This window comes from Alloprevotella tannerae ATCC 51259 (assembly GCF_000159995.1).
GTDB classification, from domain to species: Bacteria; Bacteroidota; Bacteroidia; order Bacteroidales; family Bacteroidaceae; genus Alloprevotella; species Alloprevotella tannerae.
Window position 1 is genome coordinate 648,338 of sequence record NZ_GG700643.1, and the last position, 19,487, is coordinate 667,824.

The following is a 19,487-nucleotide window of genomic DNA, read 5'->3' on the forward strand; positions in this document are numbered from 1 at the left end:
CTTGACATAGCGTTCTGCGCCCTGTTCGCTGCTTATGCGGAGGATTTCGGACTTGTTCAACAATTTTATGATCTGAGAATAGAGCGGCTGTCCGCTAAAATGTGTACTTTTACCCATGGTTAAATGTTTTTTTGTCGAATACAAATTAACCATTAAGGGCTGACTTTACAAAACGAAATCAGCCCTTTACTTTTTGCCCTCTCCAAAAGAACGGCATATCAATCAAAAAACTTTTATCGGACAGCAATAATATCTTTAATGGAACTACCCAGCTTACAGGAAATATAACTACGCACATCTTCTTGCGTGACAATGCGATTTCTACTTAGCAATCCATAACGCAGACTATTAATTAAGTCCTGCTCATTCTTATGAATAGTACCTTGTTTGGTAGTTGTTTGGAAACAAAGCCCCGAATTCATAAACTTAATCTTAGATTCTTGGGTTAAAAGAGCCCTTGAATCCAAACCGTTAGCAAGAGCCCCATCTGTAACCCAATATTTCAGCTCAGCATTCTCCGCATCTTTCTCAGGATAGGTCAGTAGAAATACCTTTGGTTTATTTTCTTGTTTAATGGTATCGTGTGCACTCTTACCCATATCCTCTATCTTCTTATAGAGTTCACCTAATTGGTCGTCAAGAGCATCAGAGTCAAGAGAAAAGAAGGCATTCCCTTCTTCTCGTAACAACTGCATTAGTCTGATAATAAGACTCCGGGCATTATCTGAATCGAACTTTTCAAGATTGCCGAAGTACATGCTGAAAGCTCCTATGGGATATTCTTCAAAATGATTTCTTATATCCGTGTAATCTCTCCCTTTACTATCTTGTAAGCTTTCTATATGCAGAAAATGGGTATCATCATTACACGGAAGAGAAATGATAGACCCTTCTTTTGAAAAATCATGTTTTTGAGAAAACAACGCTCTGTTGACAACAGGAAAGGTATTCATTAGAAATCTTATTTCCTCAAAATTCACATCAAACTGTATACTCGGGAACTGAAGTTTGAACCAACAGAGATTATCTTGTTGTTTTTCTGTCTCATTATCTTTCCAAACTCTTGGGACTGCTGTACAGCATAAACTTTCTCTGTGAGGATGTTCTGCTAAGTCTATCGTTATGTAGTTGTCAGCGTAATAATCATTGATATCATCAAAATAATGATATTTTTCCTTATCAGACAAAGAGAAATGCGGAGTATGTGTATGTATAGAATGATTATCCGTGTCGTAAACTTTTGTATCTTTAATAAAGGGGTTCAACCGTTCATCCTCTGGTAAGATACACAGCATTAAAGCCTCTGTACTTAACAAGGTTTCTTCGGAAATGGCGATTCCTAACCAAATAACATGTTCATCCTCGTCATCTTTATCTTTAGAAAGGACTGACACCATTTTTCGCCCATCACCAAAATAGGTGTACATCTTATCGTCAAAGGTAATACATTTGACCTGTGCCTGTACCAATGGATAAGCAGCAAGCGGTGTGAAAGAAATCGGAACCAATCCCTTGCTGAAAATCATTCTGTTTGTTTGAAAACGATCTTCTATAGAAAGCGCGTGCACCTCACTTGAAGCAGGATTGACTGTCATCAAGGCATGGGCAGGAAAAGGCAAAGACCATTTATGAGGAACAAGTAGCCGAGCTAACCGATGCAGTATTGCAGAATCAGACGATTCCATGTCTTGGTATAATCGGTTACTGTTATAGGCAAACACGTCTAGCAGAAGATCTATGACAGGGTCCATCTGAGTCGGATCGGAAATGCCCCACATGTCCATTGCATAGCGTGAAATGCGCTCTTTTATATCTTGTTGCCGTTTGTCTATCATAACAGAATGTTTTTTATTATTGAGAAAGAGGGCTGATGTAAAGATAAGTGCTGAAATGAAAAGGTTTGTCATTCGAAATCAGCACCCCCTTCACACCAATTCTTACACGACGACGCGCATTGGGATATTTATTTCTGACCTCTTCCTCGACTTCCGTCAGTTCAACGTGCACTTCGATGTTTTTCAATCGATGTTCGTACTTAGCAATGGTCATTTCCAATGATTTCCTTACATTCTCCTCCCAATCCTGATTAAAAACAGTTTGATTGTATTCCAAATTCCATATCACAGACCCATAATCGTCTTTACTCTCTACTTCTCCATACCGCGAAACAACCAGCATCATAATGTGTTGAGCGATGGACTCTTCATAAGAACATCGCTCCATTTGTCCTCCCAACGCGGCAGGTAAGTCTAACGGTAATTTCAAATAATCCATAATTTTATCTGAACATTAACGAAAAAAATATAACTTTTTACCGAGATGCAAAAAGTTTTCACGATAAAATTGTAGTATTTGCCTTTTTTTACTCGTGGAAGAATAATGAATGTACATAAAAAACACTTTTCAATGTATTTGTAGATTCAGATTCCAAATTTTACGATGTCTTAATTTTTGAAGAAACAAAGGAAATGAAACGGTGAATGTTCATTACTTTTCCTCATTGTTCCCGCAAATTCTCCTACTCTCAATTCATTAATAATGTTACTATAACTTAGCTGCTTGATAACAGTATTCATCATTAAAATTATTAAGCAATGGAATCAAACAGCAATGACAATTACGTGCTGGTCTTGGAAGACCGCACGGAAGTGAAGAATGAGCAGGAAGCGGGCAAGCTGTCCGTCGTGTCTGGTGTTGACGACAAGGGAAACCTTAAAACAACTGAGGCTGTCGCTGCCAATCAAGCAGCGTTCTTGAAGTTCAACAACAAGGATGGACTTCTGAAGAACTTCATGACCAACTTCCTCAAACAGTTCAATGACCCGACTCACTTTGGACTGTACAAGGTATTGGCAGACAATGTGGAGCAGGGCGTGGACAACCTGCGTACCATGTTACAAAGCCGTGAAAAGCCCGAAAGCAAACAGCAACTGGCAGAGATTGGCATTCCCTTTGGGGACTATCTGCCCCAGCAGAAGAATGCTACCGCCATTAACCCCGAAAAGGTGGATTGGAAGATGCTCGACAGTCTTGGCCTTTCCCGTGAACGGTTGGAACAAGGCGGAGAATTAGAGAAAATGCTTAATTGGCAGAAGAGTAATCTCGTGACGATTGCCGTACCTATTGGAGACACTACTATCTACACTGAAGCACGTCTAGCGTTCCGTACGGACGATAGTGGCAATATTGGTTTGGCAATTCATCCTTTGAGAAAGGAACCGCAACTCGATTTTCCCTATATGGGCTACAAGTTCTCTCCCGAAGAAAAGGAGCAGCTCCTCACTACGGGTAATCTCGGCAAGACCATTGAGGTAACCCCCAAGAACGGGGAACCGTTTGCCGCCTACGTCTCCATCGACCGGCAGACCAACGAGATTGTAGCCCTGCGTGCCGACCGTGTGAACATCCCCAAGGAGATCAAGGGCGTAACGCTCTCTGATGCCCAGTACAAAGACCTTGTGGAAGGCAAAGCCGTGAAGGTGGAAGGCATGACCGCCAAGAGCGGCAAGTCCTTCGATGCTTTATTGCAAGTCAATGCAGAGAAGAAAGGCATTGAGTTCATCTTTGACAATAACCGTGGATTTAAGGAACGGCAGCAGCAGACACAGCAGCAAGGTATCCCACATAAGCTTTGCGGCTTGGAGTTATCAGAAAAACAGCGTGAAGCCTTGGATAGCGGTCGTACACTATATCTAAAGAATATGGTGGATAAACAGGGACAACCTTTCAACGCATACGTTCGCATGGACAAGGAACAGAACCGCCCACGTTTCTACAAGTGGAACCCCGACAAGAAGCAGGAAACCGGCAAAGAAAAGGTGGTTGCCGTAGCCGAAGAACACAAAACGCAGGTAGCCGTGAACAACCACGGCAAGACCAATGAAGCCACCAAGAATGTGAAAGAGCCCTTGAAGACGGGACAGACACAACCTACTTCCGAGCAGAAGCAAAAGCAGGACGAGAACAAACAGAAGAAGTCCCGTGGACGTAAGATGTAACTCTTAATTCTATTATCGACTATGACAACTTGTATTATTGCCGAGAAACCCTCGGTAGCCGGAGATATAGCCCGCATTGTTAGGGCAACGAGCAAGCAGGACGGATATTTAGAAGGAAGTGGGTATCTCGTCACTTGGGCAATGGGACACCTCATCGCCCTTGCCATGCCCGAAGCCTACGGTTTTTCCGCTTATAAGCGTGAGGACTTGCCCATCCGTCCCAATCCCTTTCAGTTAGTGGTACGACAAGTACGTAAGGACAAGGAGTATATATCCGATCCAGCAGCACTAAAACAGCTCAAGGTGATACGCTCATGTTTTGACAAGGCTGACCGTATCATCGTAGCCACCGATGCAGGCCGGGATTATCCAAAGTAAAAGATTATCCAAAGTAACAATAATTATGAGTTACTAATAAATTGATTATCAATATTACTTTTGATAATGTTGTTTGGATAATATAATGGTAATTTCGTCACGGGGTTGGAACAAACCACCCGTTAAAATTAAAAGACATGTCCAACAACAAGAAAAAAAACATCCATGTCCTGATGCAAGAATGCACGGAACATTTGCGGTTTCTTGGGTATTCGGAAGCCTGCATTACCTTACACCAAAAGAAATGGTCGGAATACCTGTTGCCTTATCTTCAAGAGAAAGGCATCGTGTTTTACTCCACTGAAGTCGGAGAATGCTACCTGAAATCAGTCCTTCCAGATTTAACTCCATTTCCCAAGCGGGTACTTACCCGTAGTGTACATATTCTTTCCTCTTATTTGGACACCGGTGTTATTCCCAAAAAGATTGTACAAGTAGAAGAACATCCCTTACCGGGAGAAATTGGAGAGGCTGCACGTCTTTTTTTTGAAAGAACAGATTAACAGACGGCGCTGTGAGACAACGGTCTTAAAACACCGTCGCAACCTAAGTTACTTTATTGCGTTCTTAGAAACCAGATCAAAATCAAAATTTTCTGATATTGGGGAGGATGATGTAGTATCTTTTCTGAGTACGAGCAGAAATGCCATTGACCGGTATTTTTCCCTACGGTTGTTCCTTCGCTTCCTATCAGTCCAAGAATATATTCAGACGGATTTTGAATATGTCCTTTCCCGCAACCGCTATCCTAAACGGGAAAAACTGCCTTCCATATATGGTGCCGAAGAAATCCAACAAATAGAATTGTCGGTTGAACAATCCGGTCCGGTAGGAAAACGCGACTATGCAATATTACTTCTTGCCACCCGGCTTGGTTTGCGTGCTTCGGATATTTGCAGATTGAAATTTGAGCATTTGGATTGGGATCACAATATCATTGCGTTTACCCAATACAAAACAAGAAAAGCGATAGAGTTGCCATTACTCACAGAAGTCGGTGAAGCTATTGTCAATTATTTGCGTTATAGCAGACCGATTTCCAGACATCCAGAAATATTCTTATCGGCACGTCCTCCTTATCGCCCCATGTTCCGTTGGGGAATAAACAATGCTATATCAAGAATCATGAGAGAATCGGGGATTGATATCTCCGGACGTAAGTTCGGGCCTCATGCCATGCGCCATTCCCTCGCCAGCCGATTGCTTGCCAACGGAGTTTCTCTGCCTGTCATCTCAGAATCGTTGGGTCATGATAGTTCCTTGAGTACAATGGAATATTTAAGAGTGGATTTGTCAAGCCTGATGGGATGTGCCCTCGATGTGCCGCTTGTCAATCCCGCTTTTTACGAACAGAAAGGAGGTCTCTTTTATGAACAAGTATAAATTCATAAGCGTGTTCGCCCCGTATATGCAAAGGTTTGTGGATGCCAAAGAAGCCGTGGGCTTTTCAAGGAAATATTTTGAAAGCAACTTGGGATTGCTTGACCGGTTCTTCATCGAAGAAAAGGTACAGACCCCTTTCATTACCAGCGCATTGATAGACAAATGGGGACAAACCCTGACAAATAACAGCTATAAGACGATTTGCAGCAAATATTCCATATTGGCACAGTTTACCAAGTACATGAACAACATTGGTTTTCCTTGTTATGTACCTCGGATTCCCAAGAACAAGGCTAACACATACGTACCGTACATTTTTACACACGAGCAAGTACGCTCCATTTTTACCGTATGCGATTCTCTTGTGGCCAGCGACCACGGGAATATGGACAGCCGCCTTTTCTCCATCCCGGCCATTCTCCGCCTACTGTATGGAACGGGGATGCGTGTAAGTGAGGCCACATCATTGTTGAATCAGGATATAAATCTTGAAAAAAGGGTAATCACGATAAGGAAAACCAAAAACCAGTGCCAACGCCTGATACCTGTCTGCTCGTCATTGTACCGGGTGTTGAGCCAATATGTGGAAGCGAGGGACAGGCTGCCTTTGCCCCATGCGGACAATATGGAGTCCCCGTTTTTTATTTCTCCGTCCGGATTGCCTTTAAGCCAAAGCAGGATTTATGCGTGGTTCAGGATTATATTAAGAAAGTGCGGTATTCCGCATTGCGCTAAAAAAGGTCCCAGAGTGCACGACCTAAGACATACTTTCGCCGTACATTCGTTGATGCACCAAGTTAAAAACGGTGCGGATGTATATTGCACGCTTCCTATTCTTGCCGTTTTTCTCGGACACAAGAAGTTGTCCGATACGGAAACCTATGTGCGGCTGACACAAGAAATGTACTCGGACATACTGAAACAGGAAATTTCCATTACAAGGTTTTTATATCCCTCTTTACCCAATAATCCCATAGCCTATGAAAAATGATTTTGCTAAACACCTGACACGCTTTTTTACAAGCTACCTGTCCGGAGAGTGTGGCCTAAGCCATAATACCATAAGGGCATATGGAAATACTTTCTTGTCATTCATTGATTTTATGGAGAAAACAAGACGTGTTAAGGCAGACAGGCTATCGTTGGAACATCTGACACGTGACAATGTATCGGATTTCTTGCGATGGACGGAAGAAAACAAAGGATGTGGCATATCAACACGTAACCAAAGGCTTGCCGCATTCCATACTTTCAGCAAGTATATGCTGTACGGTGATATCTTCCATTTGGAACAATGGCAATCCATATTGTCCATCAAATCGAAACGCTCTGAAAAACAGTCAGTGAGCTACCTGTCTGTTGATGGAATAAAGCTATTGCTGTCCTTAATACCCGTAAATACGAGAAACGGGCTTCGTGACCTTGCTTTAATAGCATTGCTATATGATAGCGGAGCCAGAGTTCAAGAACTTATAGACTTGACACCAATGGACTTGCATTTGGTCAAGCCGTATTATGTATCATTATTCGGCAAAGGTCGGAAGAGAAGGCTCGTTCCACTGCAAGAACAGCAAGTGGAATTGCTCAAGAAGTATATGGAAGCTGAAGGTTTATTAAAACAGTCGTTGAACCAACATCCTTTGTTTGCAAACAACAGAGGGGAAAAACTCACGAATGCGGGAGTAACTTTCATCTTGATGAGATACGTGAGGAATGCACATGTTGCAGATCCGGATCTCGTCCCGGCCAAAGTCAGCCCTCATAGCCTACGGCACAGCAAGGCCATGCATCTGCTGCAAGCCGGAGTGAATTTAGTTTATATCCGGGATATACTCGGACATGTATCTATACAAACTACAGAAATATATGCACGGGCTGATTCCAAACAGAAAAGAGAAGCCCTCGAAGCCGCCTATATTGATGTTATACCAACAATGGATAAAAAGATTGGATCTTGGGAAAAAGATTCAAAATTAAAGTATTGGCTAAAAGGACTTGGGAAATAGAAGCATTTACTATCCAAAGTAGTTTTCACAGGTATATAAATAATTTGTAATACAAGAAACTACTTTGGATAATCTAAAGCGATATAGTTAAACTAATTTTCAGTTATATTTTTATGATAAAATTTATTCCCTTCTGAGGTGTTTTTTAAGTTATATAGAAATGCTTTAGAATGGAATTGTATATCAGTTGGTAAAGAATATAATAATCTCTTAATTTAAAAAATAACTACTTTTTACAATATTTCTTTCTCCATTAGGAAAAATGAGAACAAAAGCATTGTAACTATTATTGAAAAAATGGTATGTAAATTGAGTTAAACCATTAGAGGTAAATAATGAAAATGTTCCATTTTTAATATGGTTTTGTCTTCGAATATAATCTTGTTGTAGTGTACTGAATAAGTTGACACTTTCTCAATCACAAAGGAGTAAAAATTTATGTCTCATTACAATGAATCAGAGAAAATACTGTTATTACATCAGTATGTAACAAGTGGCTTAACCTTGCATGAGTTCTCTTCTCGTCACGGTATCCCTTTAAGTACATTCCATCGTATTTATACCGAATATGGCTCACCCGACGTCTCGTCAGTAGCATATCTTATGAAAAAAGAAGATATCCCCGATACACTCGAAGCACTCCAAGCGCAGCTATTACGCGAGCGCAAGGCTCATGAAAAAGAGATCAAACGTCTTGAAAAAGAATTGGCCGTTGAAAAACTTTATGGTTTGGCCAACAAGACGATGATCGACCTTGCCGAGAAGAAATACAACATCCGTATACGAAAAAACTCCGCTGCCAAGTAATCAAGACCTTGTCGCAGGGAAAAGAAAGACAGGAGCCGGTAAGTCATCCTGTCAGTTTACTCTGCGGTTATCTTGGCATAAGCAGACAAGGATATTATCGCCATGTGGATCGCTCTTTGGAGTTAGACGTCCTGCGCAGCAGCATCGTGTTCTATGCGCAGGAGCTTCGCAGCTCTTTACCCAAGGCCGGCATACGCATCCTTTACGAGCTATGCCGTCGCAAATATGCAGATAAGTTTACCATCGGGCGCGACCAATGCTATGAGCTCTTCCGCTCTAATGGTCTGTGCCTTCGCCGTCGCAAACGCCCAAGGACGACCAACTCCAATCACCACTACCACATCTATGAAGACCTTCTCAACACAAGGCCCAAGCTACATCCCGCCCGCTTCGGTGAGCTGTGCGTTACGGATATCACCTACGTGGCAACCTCTTCAGGTTGGGCCTATCTCTCCTTGGTAACCGATGCCGCTTCACGTCTGATCGTGGGCTGGTGCCTACATCCGACTCTTGAGAGACAAGGTCCGATGAAAGCCCTCTCTATGGCCATCGATTTCTACAGAAAGTATAATGTCGAACTCTCGCAACTCATACACCACTCCGACCGCGGCGTACAATACTGCTGCAATGAGTACGTCGACAAACTCAAATCTCTTGGAATACAAATAAGTATGACGCAAAGCGGAGACCCATTGCACAACGCCCTGGCCGAGAGGATGAACAATACGCTCAAGAACGGATGGCTCTTCAGTACAGAAGACAAAAGTCTGCAGCAGGTCAGGCGCCTCACAAAGAAAGCCATCGACCTGTACAACACGTTCAGACCGCATCAGAGCCTGCAGATGAGAACGCCAATGGAAGAAGTCGGAAGGTTGACGGCATAACTTCCTTGGCACACATTATTAAGTCGAACAATAAAAGAAGGAGGCAGAAACAACCGCAACAAGAAAATAAAGATTAATTTTGCAATTGGAAGACAACTGTCAACTAATTATGTACTTAAGAAAAGACGGCGACAAGCGTATTTGAACTTAACAAATAAACTTGTCAAAGAAGAATGAAATTAAGAAACCAAAGTTGTCAACTAATTCTAGGACATTACACCTCGAAGCACCATCAAATAGTAAACGCCACTTATAAAGTCATCAATTCCAAAGCTTGGAATTTTATTTCCAAGGCTTGGAGTTTTTTTCTCAACGTATAGGAAAAAAAGTCCCAAGCTTAGAAAAAGACAGGAATAAGTCTACAATTTGAAGAATAAACGAATTTGAAGTACCGAGATTACTCATACTAAAATAAAAATTTAGTTCTTGCCTAACATAGAAGAAATAAAAATACTTGAGATTTCAGAACGTATTGCAGCAAAACAATACAAGGATGGTAATCACCCCCACATCGCCCATTCTCCCCCTTCTCTTACCACGCTTTGAGCTATTGGGAAAGGAAGTTGAAAGAGGGTTTTTATTCCATTCCAACGCATATTCTTTGCAGTAATCGTCTGAAATACAAAACATTTCTGTAACTTTGTTCTCGGTGATCATAGCAATTTTTGTTTGTATTTACTTGTATATCAACACCTTAATGTTACAATAAGTTTTGCTAATCACCAAATTTATAGACACTTATAATTCATCGAGCCCACGTTATAATTAAGCAATTAATTGATATAAGGATTATTATAAATGAGAGAAAAGCAGAAATACAAAATATAAATACATTCAGTATTCCAAAATGTTTCGTAATGATCGAATATTGCTTTATATCTGTCGAACAATGAACTGCAACTTATCATGTTCTTTTTGCATTGAGGCTGGGAATAAAAATAAATCCACAGGAAATATCATAAAAGAAAGTATATCACCGGAAAGGTTGTCTTCTTATTTTTTCAAGACCAATCATCTTGAAAATTCTGATTGTATTGACTGTCCCGTCTTACCGGTTTGTGGAGGAGCCTGTCCTCTTGATAGAGGAATTGGCCAAAGTGTCAATAAGGTTGCCTGCTCTTTTTATTAAACACATATTGACATGATTTTATCTCAAATGAAATTATGAAGAAAGAACTTTTCCTGATAATCCTAAGTTTATTATTGAACTTGCCTCTCAACGCACAGGAGATACGAGGACAAATATTTAATGAGCGTGGCGAGACGGTTGCTTATGCCAATGTTATCTTGCTGACAAAATCAGACAGTACTTTTATTTCAGGAACAGTAACAACTGATGATGGGCATTTTTTGCTGCCGAATCCGACAAAATTGTTTTTGGATGACTGTCTTATCAGGATAAGCAGTATTGGCTACAAAAACATATATTTGACTCCTCGTGTGGATATGGGAACCATTATGATCATTGAAGAGACACAAAAGCTGAATGAAGTGATCGTGTCCGGGAAACGTCCTGTCATTCAAATGAATCGAGGGAAAATGCAAGTCAATGTGCAGCACACCTTGTTGGCACGAACAGGCGATGCCATTCAGGTTCTGTCCATGATGCCTTTTGTCAGCCGTACGACGGAAGGTATCTCCGTCTTTGGCAGAGGAACACCTCTGATTTATATAGACAACATAAAGATTAACGATGTAAATGAGTTGCAAAAACTTTCCAGCGATGAGGTGAAAAATGTTGAAATCAATCTTCATCCAGGTACGAACTATGGAAACAACGTAAAAGCAGTCATCAACATAAAGACTATCCGGAAAGGTGAAGGCTTGAGCGTCAATCTTACAGCATGCGAAACTCTGGTAAAACATTTCAATCATTTAAAGTTTGGAAAGTTGAACTATCGTTTGAGAAAGTGGGATTTTTTCGGTGGTATGGAGTTCAGATATGATCGCAATGAAAGTTCGAGAAAAAATTTGATTGATTTTGACCATAACAGTAACGCCATCAATGTAGACCAATCGTTCAACAATAATATTAAAAACAAGTCATTCAATATAAACTCGGGGTTCAACTTTTCCAACAATGGGAAAAATGACTTTGGCATGAAATACAACTTTTCCCGGTCACCATCCAACAGAGATGAAATGAGCGGAACCAGCATATATTCAGTGGATAATGCCACAAAACATTCAGAAGATGTCTTGCTGCTGGGAAAAAATGAAAAAACAAATCATGCACTGAATGCATATTATATCACCTCCTGGGGGAAAGGTAATAGATTGACTATGAATGTTGATTATATGCAAGGGAAAGCACTTTCTCAATACGAAACCTCCTGGGCACAGAAAAAAGATGTGGATTCTAAAAATAAATCCGATTATCACCTATATACAGGCAAGACAGAAATCCTTAATCCATTGTGGGGTGGAGAGCTACATTATGGTTTGGAATTTTCTTTCACGAAAAACAAATATTCATATCATGCAAACAAAACGAGCAATACAGCTTTAAATGAAAGCGAAGATGAAAACTGCCAAAGATTGTGGGGGCTCTTTTCTTCACTGTCGAAGACTTTCGGGCATTTTTCCATAGAAGCGGGAGGGCGCATAGAAATTGCCAATTATCAATACTTTCATAATGAAAAGCTCAATGAGGAGGTTAGTAAAGACTATAAGAAAATTTTACCCTACTTGCAGATTGATTATGACAAGAATGCTGTCTCCATGTCATTTAGTTACACGAACTCCATTCATCGCCCCTCTTATGGGCAATTAAACAGCAGCACTGTATATGTGGACAAATATACCTATCAACGAGGCAACCCACTGCTGCTGTCGGCCTATGACTATATTCTGGATTACGTGTTTTCGTGGAAAGGTCTGATGATTGATATAACACATACTTGGTATAAGAACAGTCTCATGCGAACAACCAAGAAGTTAGAGAGTACTTCAGCGATGTTGTTTACGACAGAAAACATTCCACATTATCGGGAATGGAGCGCGACGGTGAGTTATTCATCAACGATAAAATTCTGGCGTCCTAAAATTGAAATGAGTGTATTCAAGCAAACTTTTACGTATCATGGCAGAAACTACAATAAACCCTATTTCAGTTATGAACTTGATAATCTCTTCCATCTCACGAAGCACGTCAATCTTTCGTTCGACATATGGGGAACAGCAGCAGGCAATCTCTATTTGTCTGATTTCAAACCCTCTTTCCGTACCGACATCGGTCTGAATGCCTCTTTGCTAAAAAACAAGTTGGCGGTGTGGATTAAGGTTTCAGATTTATTCAATACCGACAAGGAGCGATGGAGCAGCCACATCAATGATGTCTATTACTCAAAAAACAGAAAACTTGATACACGGGGTGTAATGCTACAGTTGCGCTATTCATTTAATCCACAACGCAGTAAATATAAAGGAAGAGCAACAAGTAGCGAAATCATACGATTATAAAAGTAACAAGTTATTATTGTATTCATCATTATGATATATATTAACGTGAGTTCGACGAATTCAGAACAAAGCAAGCTGTGTATCAATGGTCCTTTGTATATTGATGCACGGCTTCTTTGGAAACAGGCAATAGGCAGCAATAGCCCCTAATAAGTTGACGATGAAATTGTCAAAGCATCTATGTCTGGAGTGTTCCACTTGTGCAATGTTCTTAAGTTCATCATTCACCGTTTCTATAATGGCTCTTTTTCTGAGTAAAAGTCTGTCTGAAACACTCATTAAAAGCTCCTTTCATGTTACTTTTCAATTTGGTAATAAGTTGTATTCCGTCAACGAAAAGCCTTTGAAAGAGGTTCTTGCTGATGTACCCCTTGTCACCGACCAGCTTACCTTGTATGAACTCTATAAAAGCTTTGTATTCCAAAGGCTTACGGTCATCAACATCTCCCGGCGTTATCATAAAGTTGAGAAGTTCTCCTTTCTCATTGCAAATCAAATGCAATTTGAAACCGAAGAACCAACCCATAGAGCATTTTCCTCTTTGGGCTATGCCTTTGAAAACTTTGTGAATATGTATTCTCTGGTTTTTGCAGACACGCAATGGTGTACTGTCAACAAAGCTTATACTCGTGCATTTGCCCAAGAGGACCTTCTTGGTAAACAAGCTTAAGGGTACGGCTATCTCCCTTTCCAATTCTACTAAACGGTTATAAGAAACAACTTTTGGAAACAGATGGCGAAGATGCTTGCATACTTTTTCAAGATAGAAATGTTTAAAGCATTGATAACCGGAGTCGTGGAAAAGAATCATTATCAGCATGACTTCGGCCTTTGACATCGTGGAACTTCGATGATATTTTCTTTTTCCGGTAGGTTTTAGCGCATATTTTGCCGTCATAGCATCAAAAAACTTGCAGAAGTCGTCTGCCATACAAAATATTTCAGTAACTTTGTTCTCGGTGACCATAGCAATTTTTGTTTGTGTTTATTTGTATATCAACACCTTAATGTTACAATAAGTTTTGCTAATCACCAAATTTATAGACACTTATAATTCATCGAACCCACGTTATTATAAGAAAATATGATACAAAACATTGGGATTATCCTGACTTAAATTGTCCAAAGTACCTATGAAAAAGTATTTATACATTCTTTCGTTTTGTTTTTTGCAATATACACTCTCGGGCTTTGCACAGAACAAACAAACCTCAATGTCAGACACAATAAAACTTCCCGAAGCAACTGTATTGGCAGAAAGACCATTTGTCCAACGTAAGGCTGACAGAATTATAGTCAGTATAGAACATAGCAAATTATTAAAGGCACGTTCTCTTTCTAATATTTTGAGTTTGATTCCCGGTGTAAGTTATGATGGTGAAGGTAGTGTTACTATTATGGGGAATGGCATTAGGATATATGAAAATGGAAGAATGGTAAAACTAAGTGGTACGCAACTTAAAAGATATTTGTCTTCTTTACGCGGCAATGATATTAAGAGTTTAGAGATACTGCCTCAAGCAACAGCTGAGTATGATGCGGAAGGAGGAACGGGGATTCTTGTTATCAATCGGCAGAAGAAGCATGATTATGGACTTTCCGGTTATGGGGTAGCGAATACGAACGAAAAAGTAAAAATTCATTCTCAGAATTTACGGGATTAACTTATTCGTGGGGAAACTTTGCGCTTTATGCCAATATGATGTTAGGCCGGTCGGAAAGTCTAAGTAAAATAGCCGAAAGTGACTATGGACGAAATATAACAGTTAATAGTATATCTGAAAGTACAGATAAAAGTCTTTACTATATGCCTAAGTTGGGCTTTGACTTTTATATATCCCCAAAGCAATATTTAGGTATTGAATGGTCTGGTAATTACGCAAAAGATTATGCCAATGACTGTTGGGTTCATTCTACTATTACCGACAATAGTCCTTATCCAACAAGCATTAAGAGTTATGCTCCATATACCTTAAGGCCTAATACCAATGATGTTACATTAAATTATGAATGGAAGACAGATACACTGGGAAGTAAACTAAATATCATTGCTGATTATGCCCGCAAAAGAGAACATGATTTGTATGAATATGAAAATAAATATACTTTAGGCATAAGTTCGGATAGTATTATATCTAAATCGCAACCCTCATTTGAGCGCATAGATGTATATAGTGCACAAGTAGACTTTGAAAAATATTTCAACCATCATCAGTTTACTCTTGGTGCCAAGTATGTCTATGCCGGTATTGATTATATCAGTAAGTTATACCTCGGAAATACGACCTTAGGTGGAATATTATCAGAAGAGATTGACCAACGAGACGATTTCAATTATTTTGAGCAACGATATGCGATATATGGAATGTATAGGTACACATCACGATCTTGGGGTGTTCAAATGGGACTGCGTAACGAATATACGGAATGGAATACCCAACAAAGAGTAAAGACTCAATTACATAACAGTAGAAGCGACAATAACATCTTCCCATCATTCTTTGTGAAAAAAAACATGGGACAAGGAAATGCTTTGTCGCTTAGTTATACGCAATCGATAAATCGTCCGTCGTACCAAATGGTAAATCCATTTGTTTTTCATCTGTCTGAAACATCCTATAAGGAAGGTAATCCTTATTTAAAAGGTGAATTGCTATACAATGCAGCATTACAATTCGTTCTGAAATCAAGATATATTTTCTCGTTATCTGCGCTTTTTATCGATAGGAAAATTAATGAGGTATACGAACAGGTTGGAGAGAAACAAACACGCTACACATTAAAAAATGATGGAAATTCAAAGAGATTGGCTTTGTATATGGAAATACCCTTTACGTGGGGTATGTGGAATTGTAGAAATAATGCCGAACTAAGTCAGAGTTTATATCAGAATAGTGCTAAACGTATTCATGATTTTGGGGTTGTTCTATCGAGTTTTAATCGTTTTAGGTTGTCAAAACAACTTACTGCGATGGCAAATTTACGCTATATCAGGCATTATAAACAACTTTATCTTGTTCAAAAGACAGATTACTTTGGTGTAGATATTGAGGGGGATTATAGTTGTTTGAAGGACAAACTGAATATCAATTTTGGTGTAAAAGACTTGTTAAATAGCAGAGGAAAGAATCAACAAATATTCCGAAATAATAATTTTGAACACCATTCAGACTTTGATTTTGTTTCACGAAAGTTCTTTGTTAGTGTAACGTTTAATTTCTCGGCCGGGTTAAAACAAGCAAGCCAACATGATAAGACGCATTCTAATGGAGAAGAAAAAGAAAGAATGTAATGAGTAGCTTTCCTTCGATTAAGCAACATGATTGATACGCGAGTCTGGGTTAAGAAAGTCCTTTTAAAAGTTAGTAATCTCGTTAGTTTTTTATAACTTTTCAAAAGTTCGGCGGACGCTATATAATTTAAGTCTCATTTCGCGCGCTAATCAAGTCCTAAGCGCTCCATATCCTTGCCATAAAGGCGGTTGAACTCTCTTGACGACAACCCGTGGGCAAGATAAAGCTCTACGAAAGTCTTGTAGATATCTAGTTTTATAGTGTAAAAATCCTCCATTCCACCTAAAGAGTGAGGATAGGAAAGTACACGCTTAAAGAAGATCGGGACAGGATTATCCTTCGTTCCGTAGGTTGGGTCATTCCATTGCCGGCGGTTCACATAGGCTGAAAAACTATAGATGTTAGTGATAAAACTCCATCACTGAACTTCTAAGTCTTCATACCAAGTTTTTTCGCCACTGCCTCTTGGAACGACATTATAGCCGCCTTTAAAGGAAACAACACCTACATACTTCTTATATTCAGGTGCATAAAAGTAGATGAGGTTATAAACAGCCGTTCGCGTTTGTGCTACACCCATAAACCACCCGCTTGTGGTAAAGACATCATCATACCTGTCTAAATCACGATAGTCTTTGGGCACTTTTACGACGATCGTGTCGGAGTTCTTTATATATGTGTCTGCATAAGGAATAGCCGACTTATTCCCGCCAATGGTAAATCTGGTTATGATAAAGATAAGCAGCGGCGCACCTATGAACATCGCCAAAATCGTCCCCGACGTTGAAGCAATGTAGGGAAATACTTTACGAAAGAAATTCGCTATTATCTGCAATAAAATACTATAGTTTCGCAAGCCCGCTGCGCGGAGTCTCATCTACTTCTCGTGCGCAGCAGGCTGAATTTAGTCTTATTTTACCGTGATCAGATAGTAGTTTTTCTTGCCACGTTGTACGAGCAGATATTTGCCATCTAAGAGGTCCTCTTCCGTAATGGTTTTATCAAAGGCGGAGAGCTTCTCTTTGTTTAGACTAACGCCACCGCCCTGCACCAACTTACGCATCTCGCCCTTTGAGGCAAAGCATTGCGTTTTTTCGGCAAACAGGTCAACGGCTTTAGCGCCCACGGCCTCGGCGCGCGCCACCTCAAAATGAGGCACACCGCTAAAGACGGCGAGCAAGGTCTTCTCATCAAGCTTCAGCAAACTCTCTTTTGTTGCTTTGCCAAAGAGGATTTCCGTAGCAGCCAGAGCTTTTTCGTATTCCTCGCGGCCGTGAACCATCACCGTCACCTCCTCGCCAAGACGGCGCTGCAATTGGCGGCGGCCGGGGTCAAGGCTGTGCTCGGCGATCAGGGCTTCAACTTCTTCGCGCCCCAGCAAGGTAAAGATCTTAATGTAGCGCGCAGCTTCTTCGTCGGAGACGTTAAGCCAGAACTGATAGAACTCGTAGGGCGTTGTACGCTCTGCATCTAACCAAATATTACCGCTTTCTGTTTTGCCAAACTTTCGGCCATCGGCCTTCGTAATGAGGGGGCAAGTCAAAGCATACACCTCATTGTCGGGCCCTAACGTGCGGCGAATAAGTTCTGAGCCTGTCGTAATATTTCCCCACTGGTCGGAACCGCCCATCTGCAACTTACAATTCTTCGTCTTATACAGATAAAGGAAGTCGTAACCTTGCAGCAATTGGTAAGAAAACTCGGTAAACGAAAGGCCGTCGCGCGCTTCTCCGTTCAAGCGCTTCTGCACACTGTCTTTCGCCATCATATAATTGACCGTAATATGCTTACCAATGTCTCTCACAAACTCCAAGAAGGAATAATTCTTCATCCAATCGTAGTTGTTGACGAGCTCCGCAGCGTTGGGGGCATCTGAGTTGAAGTCGAGAAAGCGCTCTAATTGTTTCTTAATTCCATTGATATTGTGCGCAAGGGTTTCCTCATTCAAAAGGTTACGCTCCTGACTTTTTCCCGAGGGATCGCCGATCATACCGGTTGCCCCACCAATAAGCGCCAACGGCTTATGGCCACAATGCTGAAAAAGACGGAGCATCATCACACCGCACAAGTGGCCAATGTGCAAAGAGTCAGCTGTCGGATCAATGCCAACGTAAGCCGTGACTCTTTCTTTTTGAATCAATTCTTCTGTTCCCGGCATGAGCTGATGCAACATCCCACGCCATCTTAATTCTTCTACGAAATTCATCGAGCTGCTTGTTTTACAATTTGCCGACAAAGTTAGTACAAACCACGAAAAAGGCAAAACGAAGGCCCTCACTCTTGCTGCTGAAGATGCAGTCCCCACCAAGCAGTGCCCACGCTTCATTTTAAGTTGACTTGTCATTGTTTACAAAGGCATTGATCACGCTTTCATCGCTTTCCTTTCCGAATAAACGGCCACCCAGACGCACCTTTCATTTAGAAAGATAAGGCTGTGAAGACCCCGAGACGATGAAGTACGGACAAACGCCCCTTATAAATTGCGTCAGACTAAAAACATAAAACGCGAAAATCATACATGACACATAAAATACTGAACGGCAAGCGACTAAAAGCAGATAAAAAAAGAACGACAAACGACTGACAACTCATCAGTCCGCCATTTTATATGGCTCACCCGCCTTATGCCACCGGCTACGCTTGAGCAGCAAACGACGACACGCCTGTCCCGCACCTTTCCGACAAAGACTTTGGACACAAAATGCAAGAGGAACGGCAATAAAAGACGGTGATCCAAACGGCGCTCAACTGATTTGTTTTTCGTTTGGTGCCGCCAAACTATGGTTTGGTACGAGCAAACGATGGTTTGGCGCCGGCAAACGATAAAAAGGCGACATCCAAATAAGCAAACAAAAAGATGCGGCGACTCGATATCGTCGCATAAATAATTTGATTATCAATATCTTATCTACGAATCGACAGATAAAAACAGTCGGTATGGCGACGGCACAATTGCAGGGTTGGCTTTAGGGAGGTAAAACCGAGCTTAACTGTAAGTCTCCTCTTATTGCCGACTATCTTTTCCCATTCCACCAAACAGCAATTTTAAGATTTCAAGGCCATTATCTTACGATTAAACCGCCGATTTTTTATCTGTAAGAAAAAAAGACAGGCAGTAAAAACTGCCATTTCTCTACATCGTCTATCGTATCACCTGCATAGCCGCTGCATTTTCGCTGCTACGGCTCCGCAAATGCGACTAAAACAGGCCAAATCCATCCGGCTTGTCCAAAAAGTCTTTATGCGCCAAAAATCATCGATTTCAACGAAGTTTAT

General features: G+C 40.8%; 14 protein-coding genes and 3 pseudogenes. 12 read left to right on the top strand and 5 right to left on the bottom strand.

What is annotated here, in order from left to right; translation table 11 throughout:
- Positions 1-233: 233 nt before the first annotated feature.
- Positions 234-1,835: a type VI secretion system baseplate subunit TssF gene (locus GCWU000325_RS08760; RefSeq protein ID WP_006256093.1), complete on the bottom strand. Its 1,602-nt coding sequence runs from the start codon at positions 1,833-1,835 to the stop codon at positions 234-236.
- A 16-nt stretch (positions 1,836-1,851) separates the two neighbouring features.
- The gene (locus GCWU000325_RS08765; protein WP_006256094.1) at positions 1,852-2,274 is read right to left on the bottom strand and encodes a GPW/gp25 family protein; all 423 of its coding nucleotides are present in this window, start codon (positions 2,272-2,274) and stop codon (positions 1,852-1,854) included.
- A gap of 320 nt (positions 2,275-2,594) precedes the next feature.
- On the opposite strand from GCWU000325_RS08765, the gene GCWU000325_RS08770 reads away from it, so the two are divergent.
- From GCWU000325_RS08770 to GCWU000325_RS08805, 10 genes and pseudogenes are all read left to right on the top strand, one after another.
- Entirely contained in the window at positions 2,595-3,998 is a 1,404-nt protein-coding gene (locus tag GCWU000325_RS08770; RefSeq protein WP_006256096.1) for a DUF4099 domain-containing protein, read from the top strand.
- A 21-nt stretch (positions 3,999-4,019) separates the two neighbouring features.
- Positions 4,020-4,364 (top strand): annotated as a pseudogene (locus GCWU000325_RS08775) (toprim domain-containing protein); the annotation flags it as partial.
- 149 nt (positions 4,365-4,513) lie between these two features.
- Positions 4,514-4,879: a hypothetical protein gene (locus tag GCWU000325_RS12430; protein WP_006256098.1), complete on the top strand. Its 366-nt coding sequence runs from the start codon at positions 4,514-4,516 to the stop codon at positions 4,877-4,879.
- Positions 4,863-5,759, top strand: coding sequence for a site-specific integrase (locus GCWU000325_RS08780; RefSeq protein ID WP_006256099.1), 897 nt, complete (start codon positions 4,863-4,865; stop codon positions 5,757-5,759). The genes GCWU000325_RS12430 and GCWU000325_RS08780 overlap by 17 nt, the downstream gene beginning before the upstream one ends.
- The gene (locus GCWU000325_RS08785; RefSeq protein ID WP_006256100.1) at positions 5,746-6,750 is read left to right on the top strand and encodes a tyrosine-type recombinase/integrase; all 1,005 of its coding nucleotides are present in this window, start codon (positions 5,746-5,748) and stop codon (positions 6,748-6,750) included. Before GCWU000325_RS08780 ends, GCWU000325_RS08785 begins: the two co-directional genes overlap by 14 nt.
- Positions 6,740-7,765, top strand: coding sequence for a tyrosine-type recombinase/integrase (locus GCWU000325_RS08790; protein ID WP_006256101.1), 1,026 nt, complete (start codon positions 6,740-6,742; stop codon positions 7,763-7,765). Before GCWU000325_RS08785 ends, GCWU000325_RS08790 begins: the two co-directional genes overlap by 11 nt.
- A gap of 438 nt (positions 7,766-8,203) precedes the next feature.
- Positions 8,204-8,572 carry a transposase gene (locus GCWU000325_RS11640; protein ID WP_083787946.1) on the top strand — a complete coding sequence of 123 codons (369 nt, stop codon included), beginning with the start codon at positions 8,204-8,206 and terminating at the stop codon, positions 8,570-8,572.
- A gap of 8 nt (positions 8,573-8,580) precedes the next feature.
- Positions 8,581-9,456 (top strand): IS3 family transposase, encoded by an 876-nt coding sequence (locus GCWU000325_RS08800; RefSeq protein WP_040599580.1) that lies wholly within the window; start codon positions 8,581-8,583, stop codon positions 9,454-9,456.
- Between the two features lie 889 nt (positions 9,457-10,345).
- Positions 10,346-10,585 (top strand): SPASM domain-containing protein, encoded by a 240-nt coding sequence (locus GCWU000325_RS11650; RefSeq protein WP_244832890.1) that lies wholly within the window; start codon positions 10,346-10,348, stop codon positions 10,583-10,585.
- 35 nt (positions 10,586-10,620) lie between these two features.
- Positions 10,621-12,918, top strand: a complete 2,298-nt coding sequence (locus GCWU000325_RS08805; RefSeq protein ID WP_006256105.1) for an outer membrane beta-barrel family protein — start codon at positions 10,621-10,623, stop codon at positions 12,916-12,918.
- Between the two features lie 60 nt (positions 12,919-12,978).
- On the opposite strand, the pseudogene GCWU000325_RS08810 reads toward GCWU000325_RS08805, so the two are convergent.
- Positions 12,979-13,885 (bottom strand): annotated as a pseudogene (locus GCWU000325_RS08810) (IS982 family transposase).
- 166 nt (positions 13,886-14,051) lie between these two features.
- On the opposite strand from GCWU000325_RS08810, the gene GCWU000325_RS12435 reads away from it, so the two are divergent.
- Positions 14,052-14,582 (top strand): TonB-dependent receptor, encoded by a 531-nt coding sequence (locus GCWU000325_RS12435; RefSeq protein ID WP_006256108.1) that lies wholly within the window; start codon positions 14,052-14,054, stop codon positions 14,580-14,582.
- Positions 14,583-14,725: 143 nt separating this feature from the next.
- Entirely contained in the window at positions 14,726-16,210 is a 1,485-nt protein-coding gene (locus GCWU000325_RS08815; RefSeq protein WP_244832891.1) for an outer membrane beta-barrel family protein, read from the top strand.
- 146 nt (positions 16,211-16,356) lie between these two features.
- On the opposite strand, the pseudogene GCWU000325_RS12060 reads toward GCWU000325_RS08815, so the two are convergent.
- Positions 16,357-17,037 (bottom strand): annotated as a pseudogene (locus GCWU000325_RS12060) (hypothetical protein).
- 84 nt (positions 17,038-17,121) lie between these two features.
- Positions 17,122-18,417, bottom strand: a complete 1,296-nt coding sequence (gene tyrS / locus GCWU000325_RS08825; RefSeq protein ID WP_006256112.1) for a tyrosine--tRNA ligase — start codon at positions 18,415-18,417, stop codon at positions 17,122-17,124.
- Between the last annotated feature and the right edge of the window lie 1,070 nt (positions 18,418-19,487).

Bases quoted from the DNA above. Each gene is read 5' to 3' on its own strand.
- GCWU000325_RS08785 (WP_006256100.1), top strand. From the start codon at position 5,746: ATGAACAAGTATAAATTCATAAGCGTGTTCGCCCCGTATATGCAAAGG.
- GCWU000325_RS08815 (WP_244832891.1), top strand. From the start codon at position 14,726: ATGCCTAAGTTGGGCTTTGACTTTTATATATCCCCAAAGCAATATTTA.
- GCWU000325_RS11640 (WP_083787946.1), top strand. From the start codon at position 8,204: ATGTCTCATTACAATGAATCAGAGAAAATACTGTTATTACATCAGTAT.
- GCWU000325_RS11650 (WP_244832890.1), top strand. From the start codon at position 10,346: ATGAACTGCAACTTATCATGTTCTTTTTGCATTGAGGCTGGGAATAAA.
- GCWU000325_RS12435 (WP_006256108.1), top strand. From the start codon at position 14,052: ATGAAAAAGTATTTATACATTCTTTCGTTTTGTTTTTTGCAATATACA.
- GCWU000325_RS08790 (WP_006256101.1), top strand. From the start codon at position 6,740: ATGAAAAATGATTTTGCTAAACACCTGACACGCTTTTTTACAAGCTAC.
- GCWU000325_RS08770 (WP_006256096.1), top strand. From the start codon at position 2,595: ATGGAATCAAACAGCAATGACAATTACGTGCTGGTCTTGGAAGACCGC.
- tyrS (WP_006256112.1), bottom strand. From the start codon at position 18,417: ATGAATTTCGTAGAAGAATTAAGATGGCGTGGGATGTTGCATCAGCTC.
- GCWU000325_RS08765 (WP_006256094.1), bottom strand. From the start codon at position 2,274: ATGGATTATTTGAAATTACCGTTAGACTTACCTGCCGCGTTGGGAGGA.
- GCWU000325_RS08760 (WP_006256093.1), bottom strand. From the start codon at position 1,835: ATGATAGACAAACGGCAACAAGATATAAAAGAGCGCATTTCACGCTAT.
- GCWU000325_RS12430 (WP_006256098.1), top strand. From the start codon at position 4,514: ATGTCCAACAACAAGAAAAAAAACATCCATGTCCTGATGCAAGAATGC.
- GCWU000325_RS08805 (WP_006256105.1), top strand. From the start codon at position 10,621: ATGAAGAAAGAACTTTTCCTGATAATCCTAAGTTTATTATTGAACTTG.